Annotated in this window: 15 protein-coding genes; 12 read left to right on the top strand and 3 right to left on the bottom strand. The window is 62.2% G+C overall.

Annotation, left to right across the window (positions count from 1 at the left end; genetic code table 11):
- Nucleotides 1–45: 45 nt before the first annotated feature.
- The 3 genes from glmU to NKH21_RS11860 all read left to right on the top strand — a co-directional run bounded on the left by glmU (nucleotide 46) and on the right by NKH21_RS11860 (nucleotide 4,620).
- Nucleotides 46–1,407: a bifunctional UDP-N-acetylglucosamine diphosphorylase/glucosamine-1-phosphate N-acetyltransferase GlmU gene (glmU, locus tag NKH21_RS11875; protein WP_352865038.1), complete on the top strand. Its 1,362-nt coding sequence runs from the start codon at nucleotides 46–48 to the stop codon at nucleotides 1,405–1,407.
- Between the two features lie 556 nt (nucleotides 1,408–1,963).
- Nucleotides 1,964–3,787, top strand: a complete 1,824-nt coding sequence (gene glmS, locus NKH21_RS11865) for a glutamine--fructose-6-phosphate transaminase (isomerizing) (protein ID WP_352865036.1) — start codon at nucleotides 1,964–1,966, stop codon at nucleotides 3,785–3,787.
- Nucleotides 3,788–3,867: 80 nt separating this feature from the next.
- Nucleotides 3,868–4,620: a DUF502 domain-containing protein gene (locus tag NKH21_RS11860; RefSeq protein ID WP_352491637.1), complete on the top strand. Its 753-nt coding sequence runs from the start codon at nucleotides 3,868–3,870 to the stop codon at nucleotides 4,618–4,620.
- Here the strand turns inward: NKH21_RS11860 and recG are convergent.
- Nucleotides 4,572–6,680 (bottom strand): ATP-dependent DNA helicase RecG, encoded by a 2,109-nt coding sequence (gene recG / locus NKH21_RS11855; RefSeq protein WP_352666445.1) that lies wholly within the window; start codon nucleotides 6,678–6,680, stop codon nucleotides 4,572–4,574. The genes NKH21_RS11860 and recG overlap by 49 nt on opposite strands.
- 91 nt (nucleotides 6,681–6,771) lie before the next feature.
- Here recG and NKH21_RS11850 point away from each other — a divergent pair, with 91 nt between their 5' ends.
- The 6 genes from NKH21_RS11850 to NKH21_RS11825 all read left to right on the top strand — a co-directional run bounded on the left by NKH21_RS11850 (nucleotide 6,772) and on the right by NKH21_RS11825 (nucleotide 13,752).
- Nucleotides 6,772–7,059 (top strand): FAD assembly factor SdhE, encoded by a 288-nt coding sequence (locus NKH21_RS11850; protein ID WP_352666447.1) that lies wholly within the window; start codon nucleotides 6,772–6,774, stop codon nucleotides 7,057–7,059.
- A 13-nt stretch (nucleotides 7,060–7,072) separates the two neighbouring features.
- On the top strand, nucleotides 7,073–10,570 hold the full coding sequence (gene mfd, locus NKH21_RS11845) for a transcription-repair coupling factor (protein WP_352666448.1): 3,498 nt from the start codon (nucleotides 7,073–7,075) through the stop codon (nucleotides 10,568–10,570).
- Nucleotides 10,571–10,749: 179 nt separating this feature from the next.
- Nucleotides 10,750–12,123, top strand: a complete 1,374-nt coding sequence (locus NKH21_RS11840; protein WP_352491633.1) for a class II 3-deoxy-7-phosphoheptulonate synthase — start codon at nucleotides 10,750–10,752, stop codon at nucleotides 12,121–12,123.
- Nucleotides 12,124–12,272: 149 nt separating this feature from the next.
- Nucleotides 12,273–12,692: a GFA family protein gene (locus NKH21_RS11835; RefSeq protein ID WP_352666451.1), complete on the top strand. Its 420-nt coding sequence runs from the start codon at nucleotides 12,273–12,275 to the stop codon at nucleotides 12,690–12,692.
- 76 nt (nucleotides 12,693–12,768) lie between these two features.
- Nucleotides 12,769–13,128: a diacylglycerol kinase gene (locus NKH21_RS11830; RefSeq protein ID WP_352666453.1), complete on the top strand. Its 360-nt coding sequence runs from the start codon at nucleotides 12,769–12,771 to the stop codon at nucleotides 13,126–13,128.
- Nucleotides 13,129–13,164: 36 nt separating this feature from the next.
- The gene (locus NKH21_RS11825; protein WP_352666454.1) at nucleotides 13,165–13,752 is read left to right on the top strand and encodes a hemerythrin domain-containing protein; all 588 of its coding nucleotides are present in this window, start codon (nucleotides 13,165–13,167) and stop codon (nucleotides 13,750–13,752) included.
- A 3-nt stretch (nucleotides 13,753–13,755) separates the two neighbouring features.
- Here the strand turns inward: NKH21_RS11825 and NKH21_RS11820 are convergent, their stop codons facing one another.
- Nucleotides 13,756–14,343 (bottom strand): DedA family protein, encoded by a 588-nt coding sequence (locus NKH21_RS11820; protein ID WP_352666455.1) that lies wholly within the window; start codon nucleotides 14,341–14,343, stop codon nucleotides 13,756–13,758.
- On the bottom strand, nucleotides 14,340–14,903 hold the full coding sequence (locus NKH21_RS11815; RefSeq protein ID WP_352666457.1) for a DUF1003 domain-containing protein: 564 nt from the start codon (nucleotides 14,901–14,903) through the stop codon (nucleotides 14,340–14,342). The genes NKH21_RS11820 and NKH21_RS11815 overlap by 4 nt, the downstream gene beginning before the upstream one ends.
- An 83-nt stretch (nucleotides 14,904–14,986) precedes the next feature.
- Here NKH21_RS11815 and NKH21_RS11810 point away from each other — a divergent pair, with 83 nt between their 5' ends.
- The 3 genes from NKH21_RS11810 to NKH21_RS11800 all read left to right on the top strand — a co-directional run bounded on the left by NKH21_RS11810 (nucleotide 14,987) and on the right by NKH21_RS11800 (nucleotide 17,921).
- On the top strand, nucleotides 14,987–15,700 hold the full coding sequence (locus NKH21_RS11810; protein ID WP_352666459.1) for a DNA-3-methyladenine glycosylase I: 714 nt from the start codon (nucleotides 14,987–14,989) through the stop codon (nucleotides 15,698–15,700).
- Between the two features lie 65 nt (nucleotides 15,701–15,765).
- Nucleotides 15,766–17,481, top strand: coding sequence for an NAD+ synthase (locus tag NKH21_RS11805; protein WP_352666461.1), 1,716 nt, complete (start codon nucleotides 15,766–15,768; stop codon nucleotides 17,479–17,481).
- A gap of 26 nt (nucleotides 17,482–17,507) precedes the next feature.
- The gene (locus NKH21_RS11800; protein ID WP_352666463.1) at nucleotides 17,508–17,921 is read left to right on the top strand and encodes a GNAT family N-acetyltransferase; all 414 of its coding nucleotides are present in this window, start codon (nucleotides 17,508–17,510) and stop codon (nucleotides 17,919–17,921) included.
- Nucleotides 17,922–18,021: the final 100 nt, after the last annotated feature.

Here is an 18,021-nt window from a genome sequence, read left to right as displayed (position 1 = left end):
TACTAACGCTTCGATTCCAGACCCCTTTCAACGGTTGCTGTCCCCATGAGCCAGAGATCCTGCCTATCCATCATCCTCGCCGCTGGCGAAGGCACGCGCATGAAGAGTTCAGTGCCGAAAGTGCTGCACACAATCGCCGGCCTGCCGATGGTTGCCCATGTCGTCAAGGCGGCTGAAGCCGCCGGCAGCGGCGATCTGGCGCTGGTGATCGGCCATGGCGCCGATGAGATGCGCAAGGCCGCAGTCAAGTTTGCGCCGAAGGCCGAGGCTTTCGTCCAGGAAAAACGTCTTGGCACCGCGCACGCCGTGCTTGCCGCACGCGCAGCAATATCAAAGGGTTATGACGACATCTTGGTGATGTTTGGCGACACGCCGTTGATCGATCCGGAAGCGCTCGCGGCGGCGCGGCTGAAGCTGGCCGAAGGTGCGGCCGTCGTCGTGGTCGGCTTCCGTACAGAGAATCCTTCGGGCTACGGCCGGCTTATCGAAAAGGCCGGCAAGCTCGTGGCCATCCGCGAGGAGAAGGACTGCTCGGACGAGGAGAAGAAAATCACCTTCTGCAATGGCGGGCTGATGGCGATCGCCGGCAAGCACGCGTTGAAGCTGCTCGATGAAGTCGGCAGCAAGAACGCCAAGGGCGAGTATTATCTCACCGATATCGTCGAGATCGCCGCTGCGCAGGGACTTGATGTCGTCGCCACCGAAGCCAGTTTCGAGAACGCGCTCGGCATCAACAACCGTGCCGAGCTTGCCCAGGCGGAAGGTATCTGGCAGACGCGCCGGCGGCGCGAGGCGATGCTTTCTGGCGTTACGCTGATTGCGCCCGAAACCGTGTTCTTCTCGCACGATACCGAGATCGGCGCCGACACGATTGTCGAACCCAATGTCTGGTTCGGGCCGGGCGTAAAAATCGCCACGGGCGCCAAGATCCATGCCTTCAGCCATATCGAAGGCGCCACCATTGCGTCGAACTGCGATGTCGGCCCGTTCGCGCGGCTGCGGCCAGGGGCCGATCTGAGAAACAAGGCCAAGGTCGGCAATTTCTGCGAGGTAAAGCAGGCGATCGTCGAGGAGGGCGCCAAGGTCAACCATCTGACCTATATCGGCGATGCCCGCATCGGCGCAGGCGCCAATATCGGCGCCGGCACTATCACCTGCAACTATGACGGCTATTCGAAATTCTTCACAGATATCGGCGAGGGCGCCTTCATCGGCTCGAACTCCTCGCTGGTGGCGCCAGTGTCGATCGGTAAGGGCGGCTACATCGCCTCGGGCAGCGTCATCACCGAAAGCGTACCCGACGATGCGCTGGCCTTCGGCCGCGCCCGCCAGCGGACTCTACCCGGCAAGGGCAAGGCGTTGCGGGAGCGTTTTTCTTCGGCCGCGGCTGTCCGCAAAAAAGGGTAGACTAGCGAACTCAGCGACAAGCTGGATTTCGCCAACGATTGCATCGTTGAAGGCCGACAGGTCTTCAGATGCGCCCGGCTGCCGGCATGCTGGACGCTGTAACGGTCCAGAAAGCTGCGACGCACCTCGAAACGCGTCACGAAACCTGATCTGCTCGCGGGCACATTCCAGTCCCGGGCGATCTGGGTGGCATAGGCCTCGCTGGTGACCGGATAGAAGATCGGCTGATCGGCAAGTCGAGGCGGAAAGGCGCGCATCCCTGCCTTCTGGATCAACTCCAGTTCGCCAACCGGACGCCAAAGCGTCACCGTGTCGATTCGTTCGTTCATAGCCGCATCATGTCTTTGACTGATTTCTGGAGCCGTTGAGCCGAGATAGGATACATAAGCGGAGAAACTGAGCAATTGCAGTAACCGGATTGCAAGTGCGCCCTGTCATGGTGCATCTGTGCAGGATAGTCCGGCTGATATCGGACGAAATGGAATGTGATTTTTCGCGACAGCCCGGCAGTCTCTAAATAGCGCCGGGTTTAAGGTCGGAATCGGGGGCAAGCGCCATGTGCGGTATCGTTGGAATTGTCGGTAACTCGCCGGTCGCGCCGCTTATCGTCGATGCGCTGAAAAGGCTCGAATATCGCGGCTATGACTCGGCCGGCATCGCCACGATCGAGCATGGCAGGCTTGACCGCCGCCGCGCCGAGGGCAAGCTGGTCAATCTCGAGCGCCGGCTGAAGGACGAACCACTCGACGGCATGATCGGCATCGGCCACACGCGCTGGGCCACGCATGGCGTTCCGAACGAGAGCAATGCGCATCCGCATTTTTCTGACGGCGTCGCCATCGTCCATAACGGCATCATCGAGAATTTCGCCGAATTGCGCGACGAGCTGATGCGCGACGGCTACAGCTTCACGTCGCAGACCGATACCGAAGTCGTCGCTCATCTGGTGGCGCGCGAACTGGCCAAGGGGCTGAAGCCGGTTGAGGCGGCGCACAAGGCGCTGAAGCGGCTGGAAGGCGCCTTTGCGCTCGCCATCATGTTCAAGGGCGACGAGGATCTGATCGTCGGCGCCCGCAACGGCCCACCGCTCGCGGTCGGTCATGGCGATGGCCAGATGTTCCTTGGCTCCGACGCCATTGCGCTTGCCCCTTTCACCAATTCGATCACCTATCTGGAAGACGGTGACTGGGCGGTGGTGCGCCGCAACGAGGTCGATATCTTCGACATGGGCGGCAACAAGGTCGACCGCAAACGCCAACAGTCGCTCAGCACGAGCTTCATGGTCGACAAAGGCAACCGCCGCCATTTCATGGAAAAGGAAATCCATGAGCAGCCGGAAGTGATCTCGCACACGCTGGCGCATTATGTTGATTTCGTCGGCGGGGTCTCGAAGCCGCTCGACCTGCCGTTCGATTTCGCCAAGATCGACCGGCTGGCGATCTCGGCCTGCGGTACCGCTTATCTTGCCGGGCTGATCAGCAAATACTGGTTCGAGCGCTATGCGCGGCTGCCGGTCGACATAGATGTCGCTTCGGAGTTCCGCTACCGCGAGATGCCGCTGTCGAAGAACGATGCCGCGTTCTTCATCTCGCAATCGGGTGAGACCGCCGACACGCTGGCGTCGCTACGCTACTGCCGCAAGGCTGGCATGAAGATCGGCGCGGTCGTCAATGTGCGCGAATCGACCATGGCGCGCGAATCCGACGTCATCCTGCCGACATTGGCCGGCCCGGAGATCGGCGTCGCCTCGACCAAGGCGTTCACCTGCCAGCTTTCCGTGCTGGCCTCACTGGCGGTGCGGGCCGGCGTGGCGCGCGGAACGATTTCGCATGAGCAGGAGAAAACGCTGATACGCGAGCTGTCGGAAGCGCCGCGTTATGCGAACCAGGTGCTAAAGCTCGATGGGCAGATCGAAAAGATCGCGCGCGACCTCTCGCACTACAAAAACGTGCTTTATCTCGGCCGTGACACCAATTTTCCGCTGGCCATGGAAGGCGCGCTGAAGCTTAAGGAAATTTCCTATATTCACGCCGAAGGCTATGCCGCCGGCGAGTTGAAGCACGGCCCGATCGCGCTGATCGACGAGAACATGCCCGTCATCGTCATCGCGCCGCATGACCGCATCTTCGAAAAGACAGTGTCGAACATGCAGGAGGTGGCGGCGCGCGGCGGCAAGATCATCCTGATCACCGACGGCAAGGGCGCGGCACACGCTACGGTGAAGACGATGGAGACGATCGTTTTGCCGGACGTGCCGGAAATCATCTCGCCGATCATCTACGCGCTGCCGATCCAGATGCTCGCCTACTTCACCGCCGTGTTCATGGGCACGGACGTCGACCAGCCTCGCAACCTGGCGAAATCGGTAACGGTGGAATAGGTCTCGTTTAAAAACTTCGCCATTCCAAAGCGCCTTCGGGTTCAGTAGTGTCGCGCTGCAAACACACGCTGCGGTGAACCATGTCGGATGCTCTCAAGACCTCAGGCATGACCCGGCTGAGAAACTATTTCCTGACCGGCTTCGTCGTTTGCGCGCCGCTGGCGATTACTGCCTACATTGCCTGGTCGCTGATCGGCTGGGTCGATTCCTGGGTGAAACCCTACATTCCGGTACGCTACAATCCGGACACTTACCTGCCGTTTCCAGTGCCGGGTTTTGGGCTGATCGTTGCCCTGATCCTCATCACCTTCATCGGCTTTATGACCGCCAATATCGTTGGCCGCGCCATCGTCAATTTCGGCGAGCGCCTGCTTGGCCGCATGCCGCTGGTGCGCGGCATCTACCGTTCGCTGAAGCAGATTTTCGAGACCGTGCTGTCGAACAAGGGCGACATGTTCCGCCAGGTCGGGTTGGTCGAATATCCGCGCAAGGGGGTCTGGTCGCTGGTTTTCGTCGCCAGCGAGAAGGAAACCGAGATCAACCAGAAGCTCGACCGGGAAGGCGATCCGCTGATTGCCGTGTTCATGCCGTGTACGCCCAACCCGACGACGGGCTTTCTGATGTATGTGCCGAAATCCGACATTGTGCTGCTCGACATGACAATCGAGGACGGAGCCAAGCTGATCGTGTCGGCCGGCCTGGTGGCGCCGGCGGTCAAAATGGTGACGGTGAACGGCGAGCAGATCCACGGCGCGCTTGCCAATCCTCCGCTTGGCACGATGCCTCAGCCGGCACGCAGCAGCCGCACGGCCTCGTCGCGGCCGAACAGATAGAGCAGCAGGCGCAGCGCCGCGCCACGTTCGGACTGCAGTTCCGGATCGCGCGACAGGATCAGCCGCGCATCGTCGCGAGCGGCCTCGAGCAGGTCGGCATGCGCCTCGATGCGCGCCACCTGGAAGCCCGGCGTGCCGGACTGGCGGGTGCCGAGCAACTCGCCTTCGCCGCGCAGCTTCAAATCCTCTTCGGCGATACGGAAGCCGTCCTCGGTCTCGCGCATCACCGACAGCCGGCGTTTGGCCGTCTCGCCGAGCGGATCCTTGTAGAGGAGCACGCAGGATGAAGGCTTGTCGCCGCGCCCAACCCGGCCGCGCAATTGATGCAGTTGGGCGAGGCCAAAACGTTCGGCATGCTCGATGACCATGATCGTCGCATCAGGCACATCGACGCCGACCTCGATGACGGTGGTGGCGATCAGGATACGGGTGTCGCCCTGCTTGAAGGCGCGCATCGCCTCGTCTTTGTCGGCGCCTTTCATGCGGCCATGCACCAGGCCGACGCGGTCGCCGAACAGCGGCTTCAGCGAGGCAAAACGGTCCTCGGCCGACATCAGCTTGATCTCCTCGGATTCCTCGACCAGCGGACAGATCCAGTAGATTTTCTGGCCATCGGCGACGGCGTCGAGCATGCGGCCGATCAGTTCGTCGAGCCGTTCAAGCGGCAAGGTGACGGTGCGGATCGGCTGGCGGCCGGCCGGCTTTTCCGTCAACTTCGACACATCCATGTCGCCGAATGCAGTTAGCACCAGCGTCCGCGGTATCGGCGTTGCCGTCATCACCAGCATGTCGGGCGCATCGCCCTTGGCGGTGATCGCAAGGCGCTGGTGGACGCCGAAACGGTGCTGCTCGTCGACGACGGCGAACACAAGATCACGGAACGTCACCGTTTCCTGGAACAGCGCATGGGTGCCGACCACGATGTCGATGTCGCCATTTGCCAGCCCGGTCAGCGTGTCGGCGCGCTCGCGGCCCTTTTCGCGGCCGGTGAGGATGGCGATGCGCAAGCCGGCCCGTTCCGCCAACGGCGCAATCGTTGCCAGATGCTGGCGCGCCAGGATTTCGGTGGGCGACATCAATGCCGCTTGGCCGCCGGCCTCGACGGCACGCGCCATGGCAAGCAGCGCGACCACCGTCTTGCCGGAGCCGACATCGCCCTGCAAAAGGCGCAGCATGCGTTCGGGGTCACCGAGATCGGAGTTGATTTCGGCAAGCGCCATTTCCTGCGACATGGTCAGCGAATAGGGGAGTGCCGCGCGCAATTGTTCGACTATGCGGCCGTCGCCGACGAGTGGCCGGCCCGATAATCGGCGGACCTTGGCCCGTACCAGCGCCAGCGATACCTGGCCGGCCAAGAACTCGTCAAAGGCAAGGCGCCGCCACGCTGCGCCGTCGACAGAGACGTCGATCGGGTCGGCAGGATTGTGGATGCGGTTGAGCGCATCGCCGAAAGCAGGAAAGGCATGGCGGCGCCGGAACTCACCGTCCTGCCATTCGGGCAGCACCGGCAGGCGGGCCAGCGCCTGGCCGATGGCCCGGCGCAGCACCTTGCCCGAGAGCCCGGCGGTCAGCGGATAGACCGGCTCGACCGGCGGGAGGTTTTCTGCGTCGCCGGCAAGTGCGATATGGTCGGGGTGAACCATGGTCGGGCGGCCATTGAACCATTCCATGCGGCCTGAGACGACGACATGCTCGCCTACGGGCATTGCTTTTTCGAGATAGGCAGCATGAGCATGGAAGAAGGTCAGCGCGATCTCGCCGGTGTCGTCATGGGCGTAGACCCGGTACGGGACCGACCTGTTGCCGCGTGGCGGCGGCTGGTGGCGGTCGATGCGTACGTCGAGCGTAACGATGGCGCCCTCGGCCGAACCGGCGATGCCCGGCCGGTTGCGACGGTCGATGACAGTATGCGGCAGCACGAACAAGAGGTCCCCGGCGCGCGCGGCCCGGTCGCCGAGGTCGGCTGTTACGACTTTTTCGATCAGCGCGCCAACCTTCGGCCCGACGCCAGCAAGCGAGGTGATCGGGACAAACAGAGGATCGAGGAGGGAGGGACGCATGATGTCAGCTTATGTTGCGGCGACTGTAGCGCAAGGCTGACACCGCCTTCTATCCACGCTATATGCGCCGCCTGGGCAAGGATGTTGCACGATGACGGGAACGAAACGATCAAGCGAGGGCCTCGATGCCCGCCGCCGCAAGCTTCTGTTTCGTTCGTGGCACCGCGGCATGCGCGAGATGGACCTTATACTCGGCAGCTTCGCCGATGCCGAGATCGGCGCCTTGACCGGCGACGAAATCGACCAATATGAGAGGCTCCTCGACATTCCCGACACCGAATTCCTGCCTCTCGTCACTGGCGAACGCCCGGTTCCGGCGGATGTCGACTGTGCCGTCCTGCAAAAAATCCTGGCTTCGCGCCGGGACATGACCTTCTGAACAACGTGTAGCCATGAGCCTTATCCCTACGATCGGTCTGCCGAAAGGCCGCGCCGGCCAGTTCATCGTCGATGGCGTCGCCGACGGCTACGAAGCCTTTGCGCTGGTGCAGGCTGCACATGAGATCGCACCGGACAAGCCGGTGCTGTTCGTGGCCCGCGACGGCCAGCGTCTGCCGGCGATCGTCGAGGCGCTTGCCTTTGCCGCGCCGGGCCTGCCTGTGCTGGAACTGCCGGCCTGGGACTGCCTGCCTTACGACCGCGTCTCGCCCGGCGCCGACGCCGCCGCAAGGCGGCTCGATGCGCTGGCAGCGATGATCGCGCTGGCGAAGAAGCCGCACCGCGCCGTCATTCTGACCACCGCGAATGCCTTGCTTCAGCGCATTCCGCCGGCGGAACTCGTCGAGGCGCAGACCTTTCACGCCAAGCCCGGTAACCAGATCGACATGAACACGCTGGTGTCGCGGCTTGAGACTTCCGGCTTCGAGCGGGTGCCGACGGTGCGCGGCATCGGCGAATTTGCGGTGCGCGGTGGTATTCTCGATCTCTACGCGCCCGGATGGGCGGAGGCGCTGCGCCTCGATTTCTTCGGCGATACGCTGGAATCGATCCGCGTCTTCGATACCGCAACGCAGCGCACGATCGGCCAGCGCAAGTCGATGGCGCTACAGGCAATGAGCGAGGTGGCGCTGACGCCGGAAACCATCAGCCGCTTCCGCCGCGCCTACATCGAAGCCTTTGGCGCGCCCTCGCGCGACGATGGGCTCTATGCGGCGGTCAGCGAGGGCAGGCGGTTTGCCGGCATGGAGCACTGGCTGCCGTTCTTCTATGAGCGGCTGGAAACCGTGTTTGATTACCTGCCGGATGCGCCCGTGGTGTTTGATCATCTGGCGCATGAGGCACTGGCCGAGCGCCATGCGCTGATTCTCGATCATTACGAAGCGCGCAAAAAACAGGCCGACGGCGCCTTGAAGGATGCCGTGCCCTACAAGCCGGTGCCGCCGGATTTGCTTTATCTGTCGCCCGAGAACCTGATTGCCTCGCTTGGCCCGCGCGAAGCCATCGACTTCACCTCCTTCGACGCGCCCGATGCCGGTGCGAAAAAGGTGTTCCATGCCGGCTCGCGCCATGGTCGCAGCTTCGTCGAGGAACGCGCCGACCCTAACGCCAACGTCTTCGACGTCGTCGTCAAACACATTTCCGACGAGCGCGCTGCAAGCCGCCGTGTCATCGTCGCCGGCTGGACTGAAGGTTCGCTCGACCGGCTCGGCCAGATCCTGGCCGAGCATCACCTTGGCAATCTGAAGCCGGTGGCGACGCTTGCCGAAGCCGGAAAGCTTGAGCCAGGGCAGGCGGGACTGGCCGTGCTGCCGCTCGAATCCGGCTTCGAGACGGAGAAACTGGTCGTCGTCGCCGAGCAGGACATTCTCGGCGACCGGCTGATCCGGCGCTCGAAGCGCAAGAAGCGTGCGTCCGACTTCATCGCCGAGGCTTCGGCATTGTCCTCAGGCGATATCGTCGTCCATGCCGACCATGGCATTGGCCGCTTCATCGGGCTGCGCACCATCGAGGCGGTCGGTGCGCCGCACGATTGCCTCGAAATCCACTATGCCGGCGACGATCGGCTGTTCTTGCCGGTGGAAAACATCGAGCTGCTGTCGCGCTATGGCTCGGATTCGGCCGAGGCGACGCTCGACAAGCTTGGCGGCGGCGCCTGGCAATCGCGCAAGGCACGGCTGAAGAAACGCCTGCTCGACATGGCCGGTCAGCTGATCCGCATCGCCGCCGAGCGGCAAATGCGGGCCGCACCGGCGCTGGTGCCGGCGGACGGCCTCTATGGCGAGTTTGCAGCGCGTTTCCCCTATGAGGAAACTGACGACCAGCAAACGGCGATCGATTCGGTCATGGATGATCTGGGCGTTGGAAAGCCGATGGACCGGCTGATCTGCGGCGATGTCGGCTTCGGCAAGACCGAAGTCGCGCTTCGTGCCGCCTTCATCGCGGCGATGGAAGGCTTTCAGGTCGCGGTGGTGGTGCCGACGACATTGTTGTCGCGCCAGCATTTCAAGACCTTCTCGCAGCGCTTCTCCGGCCTGCCGATCCGCGTCGCCCAGGCCTCGCGGCTGGTCGGCGCCAAGGAACTGGCCGAGACCAAGAAGGGCGTCGCCGAGGGCCAAGTCGACATCGTCATCGGCACGCACGCACTGCTCGGCTCCGCGATCTCATTCAAGAATCTCGGCCTGCTGATCATCGACGAGGAGCAGCATTTCGGCGTCAAGCACAAGGAGCGGCTGAAGGATCTCAAGACCGAGGTCCACGTTCTGACGCTGTCGGCGACGCCGATCCCGCGAACGCTGCAGCTTGCCTTGACCGGCGTGCGTGAGCTGTCATTGATCGCCACGCCGCCGGTCGATCGCATGGCCGTGCGTACCTTCATCTCCCCCTTCGATCCGCTGGTCATCCGTGAGACGCTGCTGCGCGAGCGCTACCGTGGCGGCCATTCCTTCTACGTCGTACCGCGCATCAGCGATCTCGCGGAAATCCATGATTTCCTGCGCGAATCCGTGCCTGAGCTGAAAGTGGCCGTGGCTCACGGCCAGATGCCGCCCGGTGAGCTCGACGACATCATGAACGCCTTCTATGACGGCCAGTACGATGTGCTTTTGTCGACCACAATCGTCGAATCCGGCCTCGATATACCGACCGCCAATACGCTGATCGTGCACCGCGCCGATATGTTCGGCCTGTCGCAGCTCTATCAGCTGCGCGGCCGCGTCGGCCGTTCTAAGGTGCGCGCCTATGCGCTCTTCACGCTGCCCGCCAACCGCAAGCTCACCGATACGGCCGAGCGTCGGCTGAAAGTGTTGCAGTCGCTCGATACGCTCGGTGCCGGTTTCCAGCTGGCCAGCCACGACCTCGATATCCGCGGCGCCGGCAATCTGCTTGGCGAAGAGCAGTCGGGCCACATCAAGGAGGTCGGCTTCGAACTCTACCAGCAGATGCTGGAGGAGGCAGTGGCCGAAGTGAAGGATTCCGGCGAGGTGCAGGACGGCGGCTGGTCGCCGCAGATCGCCGTCGGCACGGCGGTGATGATCCCGGAAAGCTATGTCCCGGACCTGCAGCTCAGGTTGGCGCTCTATCGGCGCCTTGGCGATCTCGAAAATACGGAAGAGATCGATGCTTTCGGCGCCGAGCTGATCGACCGGTTCGGGCCGCTGCCGGAAGAGGTAAAACATCTGTTGAAGATCGTCTTCATCAAGGCGCTTTGCCGCAAGGCCAACGTGGAGAAGCTCGACGCCGGGCCGAAAGGCGTCGTCATCCATTTCCGCAAGCGGGAATTCCCCAATCCGGTCGGGCTGGTCAAGCTCATCGGCGAACAGGGCTCGCTGGCCAAGATCCGACCCGACCAGAGCGTCGTCTTCAGCCGTGACTGGGCGACGCCCGAAAAGCGGCTGGCAGGCTCAGCGGTTGTCATGACGCAGCTGGCGCGGCTGGTGGAGAAGGCGGCGTAGCCGGGTGTCGCTGGTGCTCTGGACAACAACCGCGCTGGCACTTTCGCCGCTGGCCGTCGTTCGCCAGCGCTGAGATTCCGGTCTAGAATAGGAAATCGGCTTCGTGTATGGAGCCGCGACCCCATATGGGGTGGATTGGCGGGCGATGGCGTCCGCCTGAAAGAGCGTTGGGTGCTTCGATGACGAAATGGTCGCCGAATTCGTGGAGAGCTAAGCCGATCCAGCAGGTTCCTGCCTATCCGGACCTTGTCGCGCTGAGGAACACGGAAACCCAGCTCGCTACCTTTCCGCCGTTGGTTTTTGCAGGTGAGGCACGCAAGCTGAAGAAGCAGCTTGCAGCCGTCGCTGCCGGTGACGCATTCCTTCTTCAGGGTGGCGATTGCGCCGAGAGCTTCGCCGAGCATGGCGCCGACAATATCCGCGACTTCTTCCGCGTCTTCCTGCAGATGTCGGTGGTGCTGACCTTCGCCGGCGCTCAGCCGGTGGTGAAGGTCGGCCGTGTCGCCGGCCAGTTCGCCAAGCCGCGCTCGTCCGACAATGAGACCAAGGGCGGTGTGACGCTGCCCAGCTATCGCGGCGACATCATCAATGGCATCGAGTTCGATGCCAAATCACGCATTCCCGATCCTGCGCGGCAGGAGATGGCGTACCGCCAGTCGGCAGCGACGCTCAACCTTTTGCGTGCCTTCGCCCAGGGTGGCTACGCCAGCCTGGAGAACGTACATCAATGGATGCTTGGCTTCGTGTCCGACAGCCCGCAGGGCGAGAAATACGAGTCGCTCGCCAACCGCATCACCGAGACGATGGACTTCATGAAGGCCGTCGGCATCACCTCGGAGACCAATTATGCGCTGCGCGAGACCGATTTCTATACCAGCCATGAGGCGCTGCTGCTCGGTTATGAAGAGGCGCTGACCCGCGTCGATTCGACTTCGGGCGACTGGTACGCCACCTCCGGCCACATGATCTGGATCGGCGACCGCACGCGCCAACCCGACCATGCGCATGTCGAATATTGCCGCGGCATCAAGAACCCGCTCGGTCTGAAATGCGGGCCGTCGCTGACGCCGGACGGCCTGTTGCAGCTCATCGACCTGCTCAATCCGGAGAACGAGCCCGGCCGGCTGACGCTTATCGCCCGCTTCGGCTCGGACAAGGTCGCTGACCATCTGCCCAAGCTGGTGCGCGCGGTGCAGAAGGAAGGCCGCAGCGTTGTGTGGTCGTCGGACCCGATGCATGGCAACACCATCGAAGCCGCCGGCTACAAGACACGGCCGTTCGACCGCATCCTGAAGGAGGTGCAGACGTTCTTCGAGGTGCACCGCGCCGAAGGCACGCATCCAGGCGGCATCCACATCGAGATGACAGGCAAGAACGTCACCGAATGCACAGGTGGCGCCCGCGCCATCACCGCCGAAGAGCTGCAGGATCGCTACCACACCCATTGCGATCCGCGCCTTAACGCCGACCAGGCGATCGAGTTGGCGTTCCTGGTCTCCGATCTGCTCAAGAAGACCCATCCGGTCCAGCACAAGCAGGCCGTCAACGGTTGATACGATCTGAACTTTGATGTCATTGAAAAAGCGCCGGGCGAAAACCGGCGCTTTTTGTATTCAATCCCGCCGGTGTCGCATTTGCTCGTGCCTAACGCGCGCAAAACTGGAATCCTGCCAGGCGATGGCAATTGTATCGGGAGGCCGACATGGCTGACAGTCACATCGGATCATGCTTGTGCGGGGCAGTGCGGTTCCAAACACGAGGACCGCTGCGCGGTGTCATCTACTGCCATTGCTCGCAGTGCCGGAAGCAGAGCGGGCATTTCTATGCGGCGACCAACGTTGCCGACCGCGACATCACAATCACCGGCGCGGAGAGCATCACCTGGTACGAGGCTTCTTCGTTCGCCAGGCGCGGCTTCTGCAAGACATGCGGCTCTCTGCTGTTCTGGAAGCCGAGCGACGATGGCTACGTTTCGGTCATGGCAGGCCTGTTCGACGCGCCAACCGGGCTCCAAGGAGAATGCCATATCTTCGTCGGCGACAAGGGGGATTATTACGCCCTCGATGACGGGCTGCCGCAGTTCGAGAAGTCGACGCCGTCGATCAAGGTGGCGGGCGACTGATTTTGAAGAGGTCGCCTTATTCCCTTGGTCCAGCCATTGCGCTAATCCCCTGCCGGTGATTCCGAAGGGTTTTGGCATGCAGCGGCTGATCGACGCTTTTTACAATTCGGTGCGGGCGTTTCGCAAACTGGCCACCGGCGAGGCCGCCTTCCAGCTGGAGCTGACACTGCTCGTGCTTGCCTTGCCGCTCGGCTGGTTCCTTTCGGAATCGTGGCGCGGCTATGCGCTGCTGATCGGCGCGGTGCTGCTCATGATCATGATCGAGGTGCTGAACACCGGCATCGAGGCGGCATGCGACGCGTTCAGCCGTGAATTCAACATCGATATCCAACTGGCCAAGGATTGCGGTTCGCTGGCGGTGCTGATTTCGGTGGTGATCGCTGCCGGCGTCTGGGGCGTCGCCGTCATCGAGCGGATCGTAGGGGCACCGATCTGAGGTACACTTTCGGGATCATGGTCTAAGGGGACCGATATGGCCGATACCGCCGGATTTCTGCTGCTTGAACGTGAGGGCCTGCCGGACGATCTTCGCTGGCTGGTCGAGAAATATCCGCGCGAGGATTGGCAGGCGCATGCCAACATCCACGGCATGGCCAACATGTGGCTGCAGCGGCACGACCTGTTCCGCGAGCTTGGCGGCATGCTCACCAATGGTATTGGCGATTATCGAGAAGGTAGGCTGAACGCGCCGGAATTCGCGCGCTGGTTCGCGCCGCGCCTCAACCATTTCCTCGGCAATCTCGACGGCCACCACAATGTCGAGGACCATCATTATTTCCCGGTCTTCGCAAGGGCCGAGACCCGTCTGAAGCGCGGCTTCGAGATTCTCGATGCCGATCACCACGCAATCCATGAGGGACTGGAGCGCAATGCCCAGGCGGCAAATGCCTTCATCCGCACGCTTCAGGAGAGCGAAGACAAACAGCGTTTCGCCGCCGATGCCTATGCTGACGAGAACAGCCGGCTGATCGCCATGTTGACCCGGCATCTTGCCGACGAGGAAGACCTGATCATTCCACTGATCCTCGAGAAGGGTGATCGCGCGCTCGGCATTGATTGACGGTCAGCTTCCCTTGTGGAGTTCCTTCTTGGCGACGATATGGGCCGCGAGCCAGCCGAGGATGGCCACAACGAGGCCGATTGCCAGAGCGATCAGCAACCGCTCGTGGCGGGCCAGCGCCTGGCCAACGATGCGCTCCGCGCCCAGCCCGAAGACATAACCGACAGTGCAGAACAGTGCCGCCCAGACTACCGACGAGATGGCGTTGAGGATGATGAAGCGCGCCGCGGCGATGCCCGACAGCCCGGCCGCGATTCCGCCGACCAGGCGCAGGCCATAGATGTAGCGGTTCGACAGCACGAAAATGTTGGGATGAGAGGTGACAAGGCGGTAGGCGTGGCTGAAGCCCGGCCGGGCTCGGAGCCTGATCACGAATTTATGATCGGCGAAGCTCCGTCCCAAGATGAAGAAGAACGTGTCGCCACCGAAGGCGCCGAGCGCGGCTGCGAGAAACGCCTGCCACGGGACGAAGACATGCTGATGCGCGAAAAAACCGCCAAGAATTGCGGCGCTTTCGCCTTCGGCGACACAGCCCAGAAAGACCGCGACCAATCCATATTGCTCAATGAGACGATGGATGACTTCCGTCATGAAGACGTTCGCTGCTTCGACAGAATGTCGTCGATGCGCTTCACCTGCTCTGCCAGCCGGGCGATCTCGTCCCGCATGCCGATGATCTGGCTGTGGCGCAGTTCGTCGAGCTTTTCGTGTAGCGCCATGATCTCGATCTCGGCCTTGAGATTAACCTCATAGTCGTGGGCGGCGTCGATTCGATCGCGCTCCGTCTGGCGGTTCTGCGCCATCATGATCACTGGCGCCTGCAGGGCGGCGACCATGGAAAGCACGAGATTGAGGAAGATGAAGGGATAGGGATCGAAGGCGGCGCGCGACAAGAGCCAGACATTGCCTGCCGTCCACAGGATCAGGAAGCCAAGGAATGCCAGGATGAAGGACCACGAGCCGCCGATCCGGGCGATGGTGTCGGCCAAGCGATCTCCAAACGTCTGGTGAAAGGCGACGGCCTTGTTGGTGTCCTTGGAGATCGTGGTGCCCTCGAGCGTAGATTGCAGCACCCGGCTTTCGAGCGCGCTGAGGCCGTCCGGCTTTCGCTTCAGCCAGCGGCTTGCCAGGTCCTCGATCGTTTTGTTCATCGTCGCCTCCGTCGTCAGCGATGAGGTAGAAGCTGCCGGTTCATACGGGAAGTGGTAGATTGACGCGATGGGGTCAGGAAACAATGGTGGATTTTCAGAAAATTCGCGCCCGTGCAGCGAAGCGCAAAGGCGGTGAGGCAGCGCTGACGTCGCTGCTGGGTCCTATGCCCGACAATGCCGCGGTAGCAAAGATTGCGGACGACCGGATCCTGTCGACCATGGCCGAGCGGGTCTTTGCCGCCGGCTTTGTCTGGCGCGTCATCGAGCAGAAATGGCCGGGTTTCGAGGAAGCATTTCTTGGCTTCGAACCGAAGCGGCTGCTGTTCCAGCCTGACGATTTCTGGCACGATCTCACCGCCGACAAGCGCATCGTGCGCAATCCGCAGAAGATCAAGTCCGTACGCGACAACGCAGCCTTCGTCGAGCGCGTGTCGAAGGAGCATGGCAGCTTCGGCAAGTTCCTGGCCAATTGGCCGGCGGATGACCAGGTCGGGTTGATGGCCTATCTCAGCAAGCACGGCAGCCGGCTCGGCGGCAATACTGGCCAGTATTTTCTGCGCTGGCTGGATTGGGACGCCTTCATCGTCTCGGCCGACATGGCGGCAGCGCTGCGTGATGCGGGGCTCGACATTGCGGAGAGCCCGACGTCGAAGACGGATTTGGGCAGGATCCAGGCGCAGATCAACGCCTGGGCGGCGGAAACCGGGCTGCCGCGCCGACACATTTCGCGCATTCTGGCAATGTCGATCGGCGAGAACCATCCGCCGGAAGCCTTGCGCGAATATATGGGCGAATAGGATCGACTGTTTGGTCCAAACGAACGCCATTGCCCGACGAATTTTGCCGCGCTAAACCCACGGGCATGACAGACAAGACCGCTCCAGACATATTGCGCATCGCCGTCGCCCAGCTCAATCCGACGGTCGGCGACGTCGCCGGCAATCTTGCCAAGGCACGCGAGGCGAGGGCGGATGCCGCCCGCCAGGGCGCCGACCTCGTGCTGTTTACCGAGCTTTTCCTTTCCGGCTATCCGCCTGAGGATCTGGTGCTGAAGCCAGCCTTCCTGAAGGCCTGCGAGCGAGCGGCGGAGGATTTCGCTGGCGATACCGCCGACGGCGGCCCGGGTTTCATTATCGGCACGCCGTTGAAGCGCAAGACCGGCACGCACAATTCGATCATCTTTGCTGATGGCGGCAAGATCCTTGCCGAACGCTACAAGCTCGATCTGCCGAATTACGGTGAGTTCGACGAGAAGCGCGTCTTCCAGGCCGGCCCCGAGATCCAGGGGCCGATCAATTTCCGCGGCGTGCGCGTGGGAGTGCCGATCTGCGAAGATATCTGGGGCGAGGTTGCCGTCTGCGAGACGCTGGCCGAAAGCGGCGCGGAAATCCTGCTGGTCCCGAACGGCTCGCCCTATTACCGCGGCAAGGTCGATGTCCGCCACCAGATCGTCATCCGCCAGGTCATCGAATGCGGACTGCCGATTATCTATGCCAACCAGCTTGGCGGCCAGGACGAGCTGGTTTTCGATGGCGCATCGTTTGCCATAGGCGCTGACAAGACGCTGGCCTTCCAGATGAGCCAGTTCGAGGAGACGGTCAACGTCACCACCTGGAAGCGAAGCCGCGTCGCCGCAGGCGCGCAAAATGGAAATAATTCCGAGGGTTGGGTCTGTTCCGATGGACCGATGTCGAAAATCCCGGAGAAGGAGGAGGCCGACTACCGCGCCTGCATGTTGGGCCTGCGCGATTACGTCAACAAGAACGGTTTCAAGAATGTCGTGCTCGGCCTCTCCGGCGGCATCGATTCGGCGATCTGCGCGGCACTTGCCGTCGATGCGCTCGGCGAGGAACGGCTGCGCGCCGTGATGATGCCTTACCGCTACACTTCGAAGGACTCGCTGAAGGATGCCGAGGACTGCGCCCGCGCGCTCGGCTGCCGCTACGATATCGTGCCGATTTTCGAGCCGGTCGAAGGTTTCCTGCACGCGCTGACGCAGCTTTTCGAAGGCACCAAGGAAGGCATTACCGAGGAGAACCTGCAGAGCCGTGCACGCGGCACAATCCTGATGGCAATTTCCAATAAGTTCGGCTCGATGGTCGTCACCACTGGCAACAAGAGCGAGATGTCGGTCGGCTACGCTACGCTCTACGGCGACATGAATGGCGGCTTCAATCCGATCAAGGATCTTTACAAGATGCAGGTCTATGCGTTGTCGCGCTGGCGCAACGCGCATGTGCCGCCGGGCGCGCTAGGTCCGTCCGGCGAGGTAATCCCGAACAATATCATCGACAAGGCGCCCTCGGCGGAGCTCCGTGAGAACCAGACCGACCAGGATTCGCTGCCGCCCTATCCAGTGCTCGATGACATATTGGAGTGCCTGGTCGAGAACGAGATGGGCGTCGACGAGATCGTTGCCCGCGGCCATGACCGGGCGACGGTGGCGCGTGTCGAGCACCTGCTTTACGTCGCAGAATACAAGCGCCGGCAGGCGGCACCCGGCGTGAAGATCACCAGGAAGAACTTTGGCCGCGACCGCCGTTATCCCATCACCAACCGGTTCAGGGATGGCGGGTAGGCGATTGGCTGCATAACGGTTTAGCCATGGCCAACTTTGAGATCAGCTTCGACCTGTCGCGGATCGACTTCCGGGCGACGTCCGACATTTTGAAGGAGAGCTATTGGGGCAGTGGCCGCAGCGACGAATTGCATCGCCGCGCCTTTGCCAACTCGCTTTGCGTCGGCGCCTATGTCGTCGGCAATCAGGTAGGCTTTGGCCGGGCGATTTCCGACCGTACGGTATTTGCCTATCTAGCCGATGTCATCGTCTGGCCGGAGCATCGCGGGCAAGGCATCGGAACCCGGCTTGTCCAGGCGCTTATCGATCATCCGGATTGCAAGACTGTCACCCACTGGAGCCTGTCGACCAACGACGCACACTCCCTGTACGAGAAGCTCGGCTTCAGGCCTTCCACGGACGGCCGCTATATGCGCCTCGACCGTATCCCGGCAATTTGAACAGAGGCGGCGTACAACCGGCCGTTGTTGCAAAATCGCCTCACTGGTTGGACCAGATGCGCTTTCGGCTATCTACTGACTTGGCGCGGCGTTGAGGCGT

Origin of the sequence: Mesorhizobium sp. M1329, from assembly GCF_040318035.1 — a bacterium.
GTDB lineage: Bacteria > Pseudomonadota > Alphaproteobacteria > Rhizobiales > Rhizobiaceae > Mesorhizobium.
This window is presented reverse-complemented; position numbering and strand designations above follow the sequence as displayed.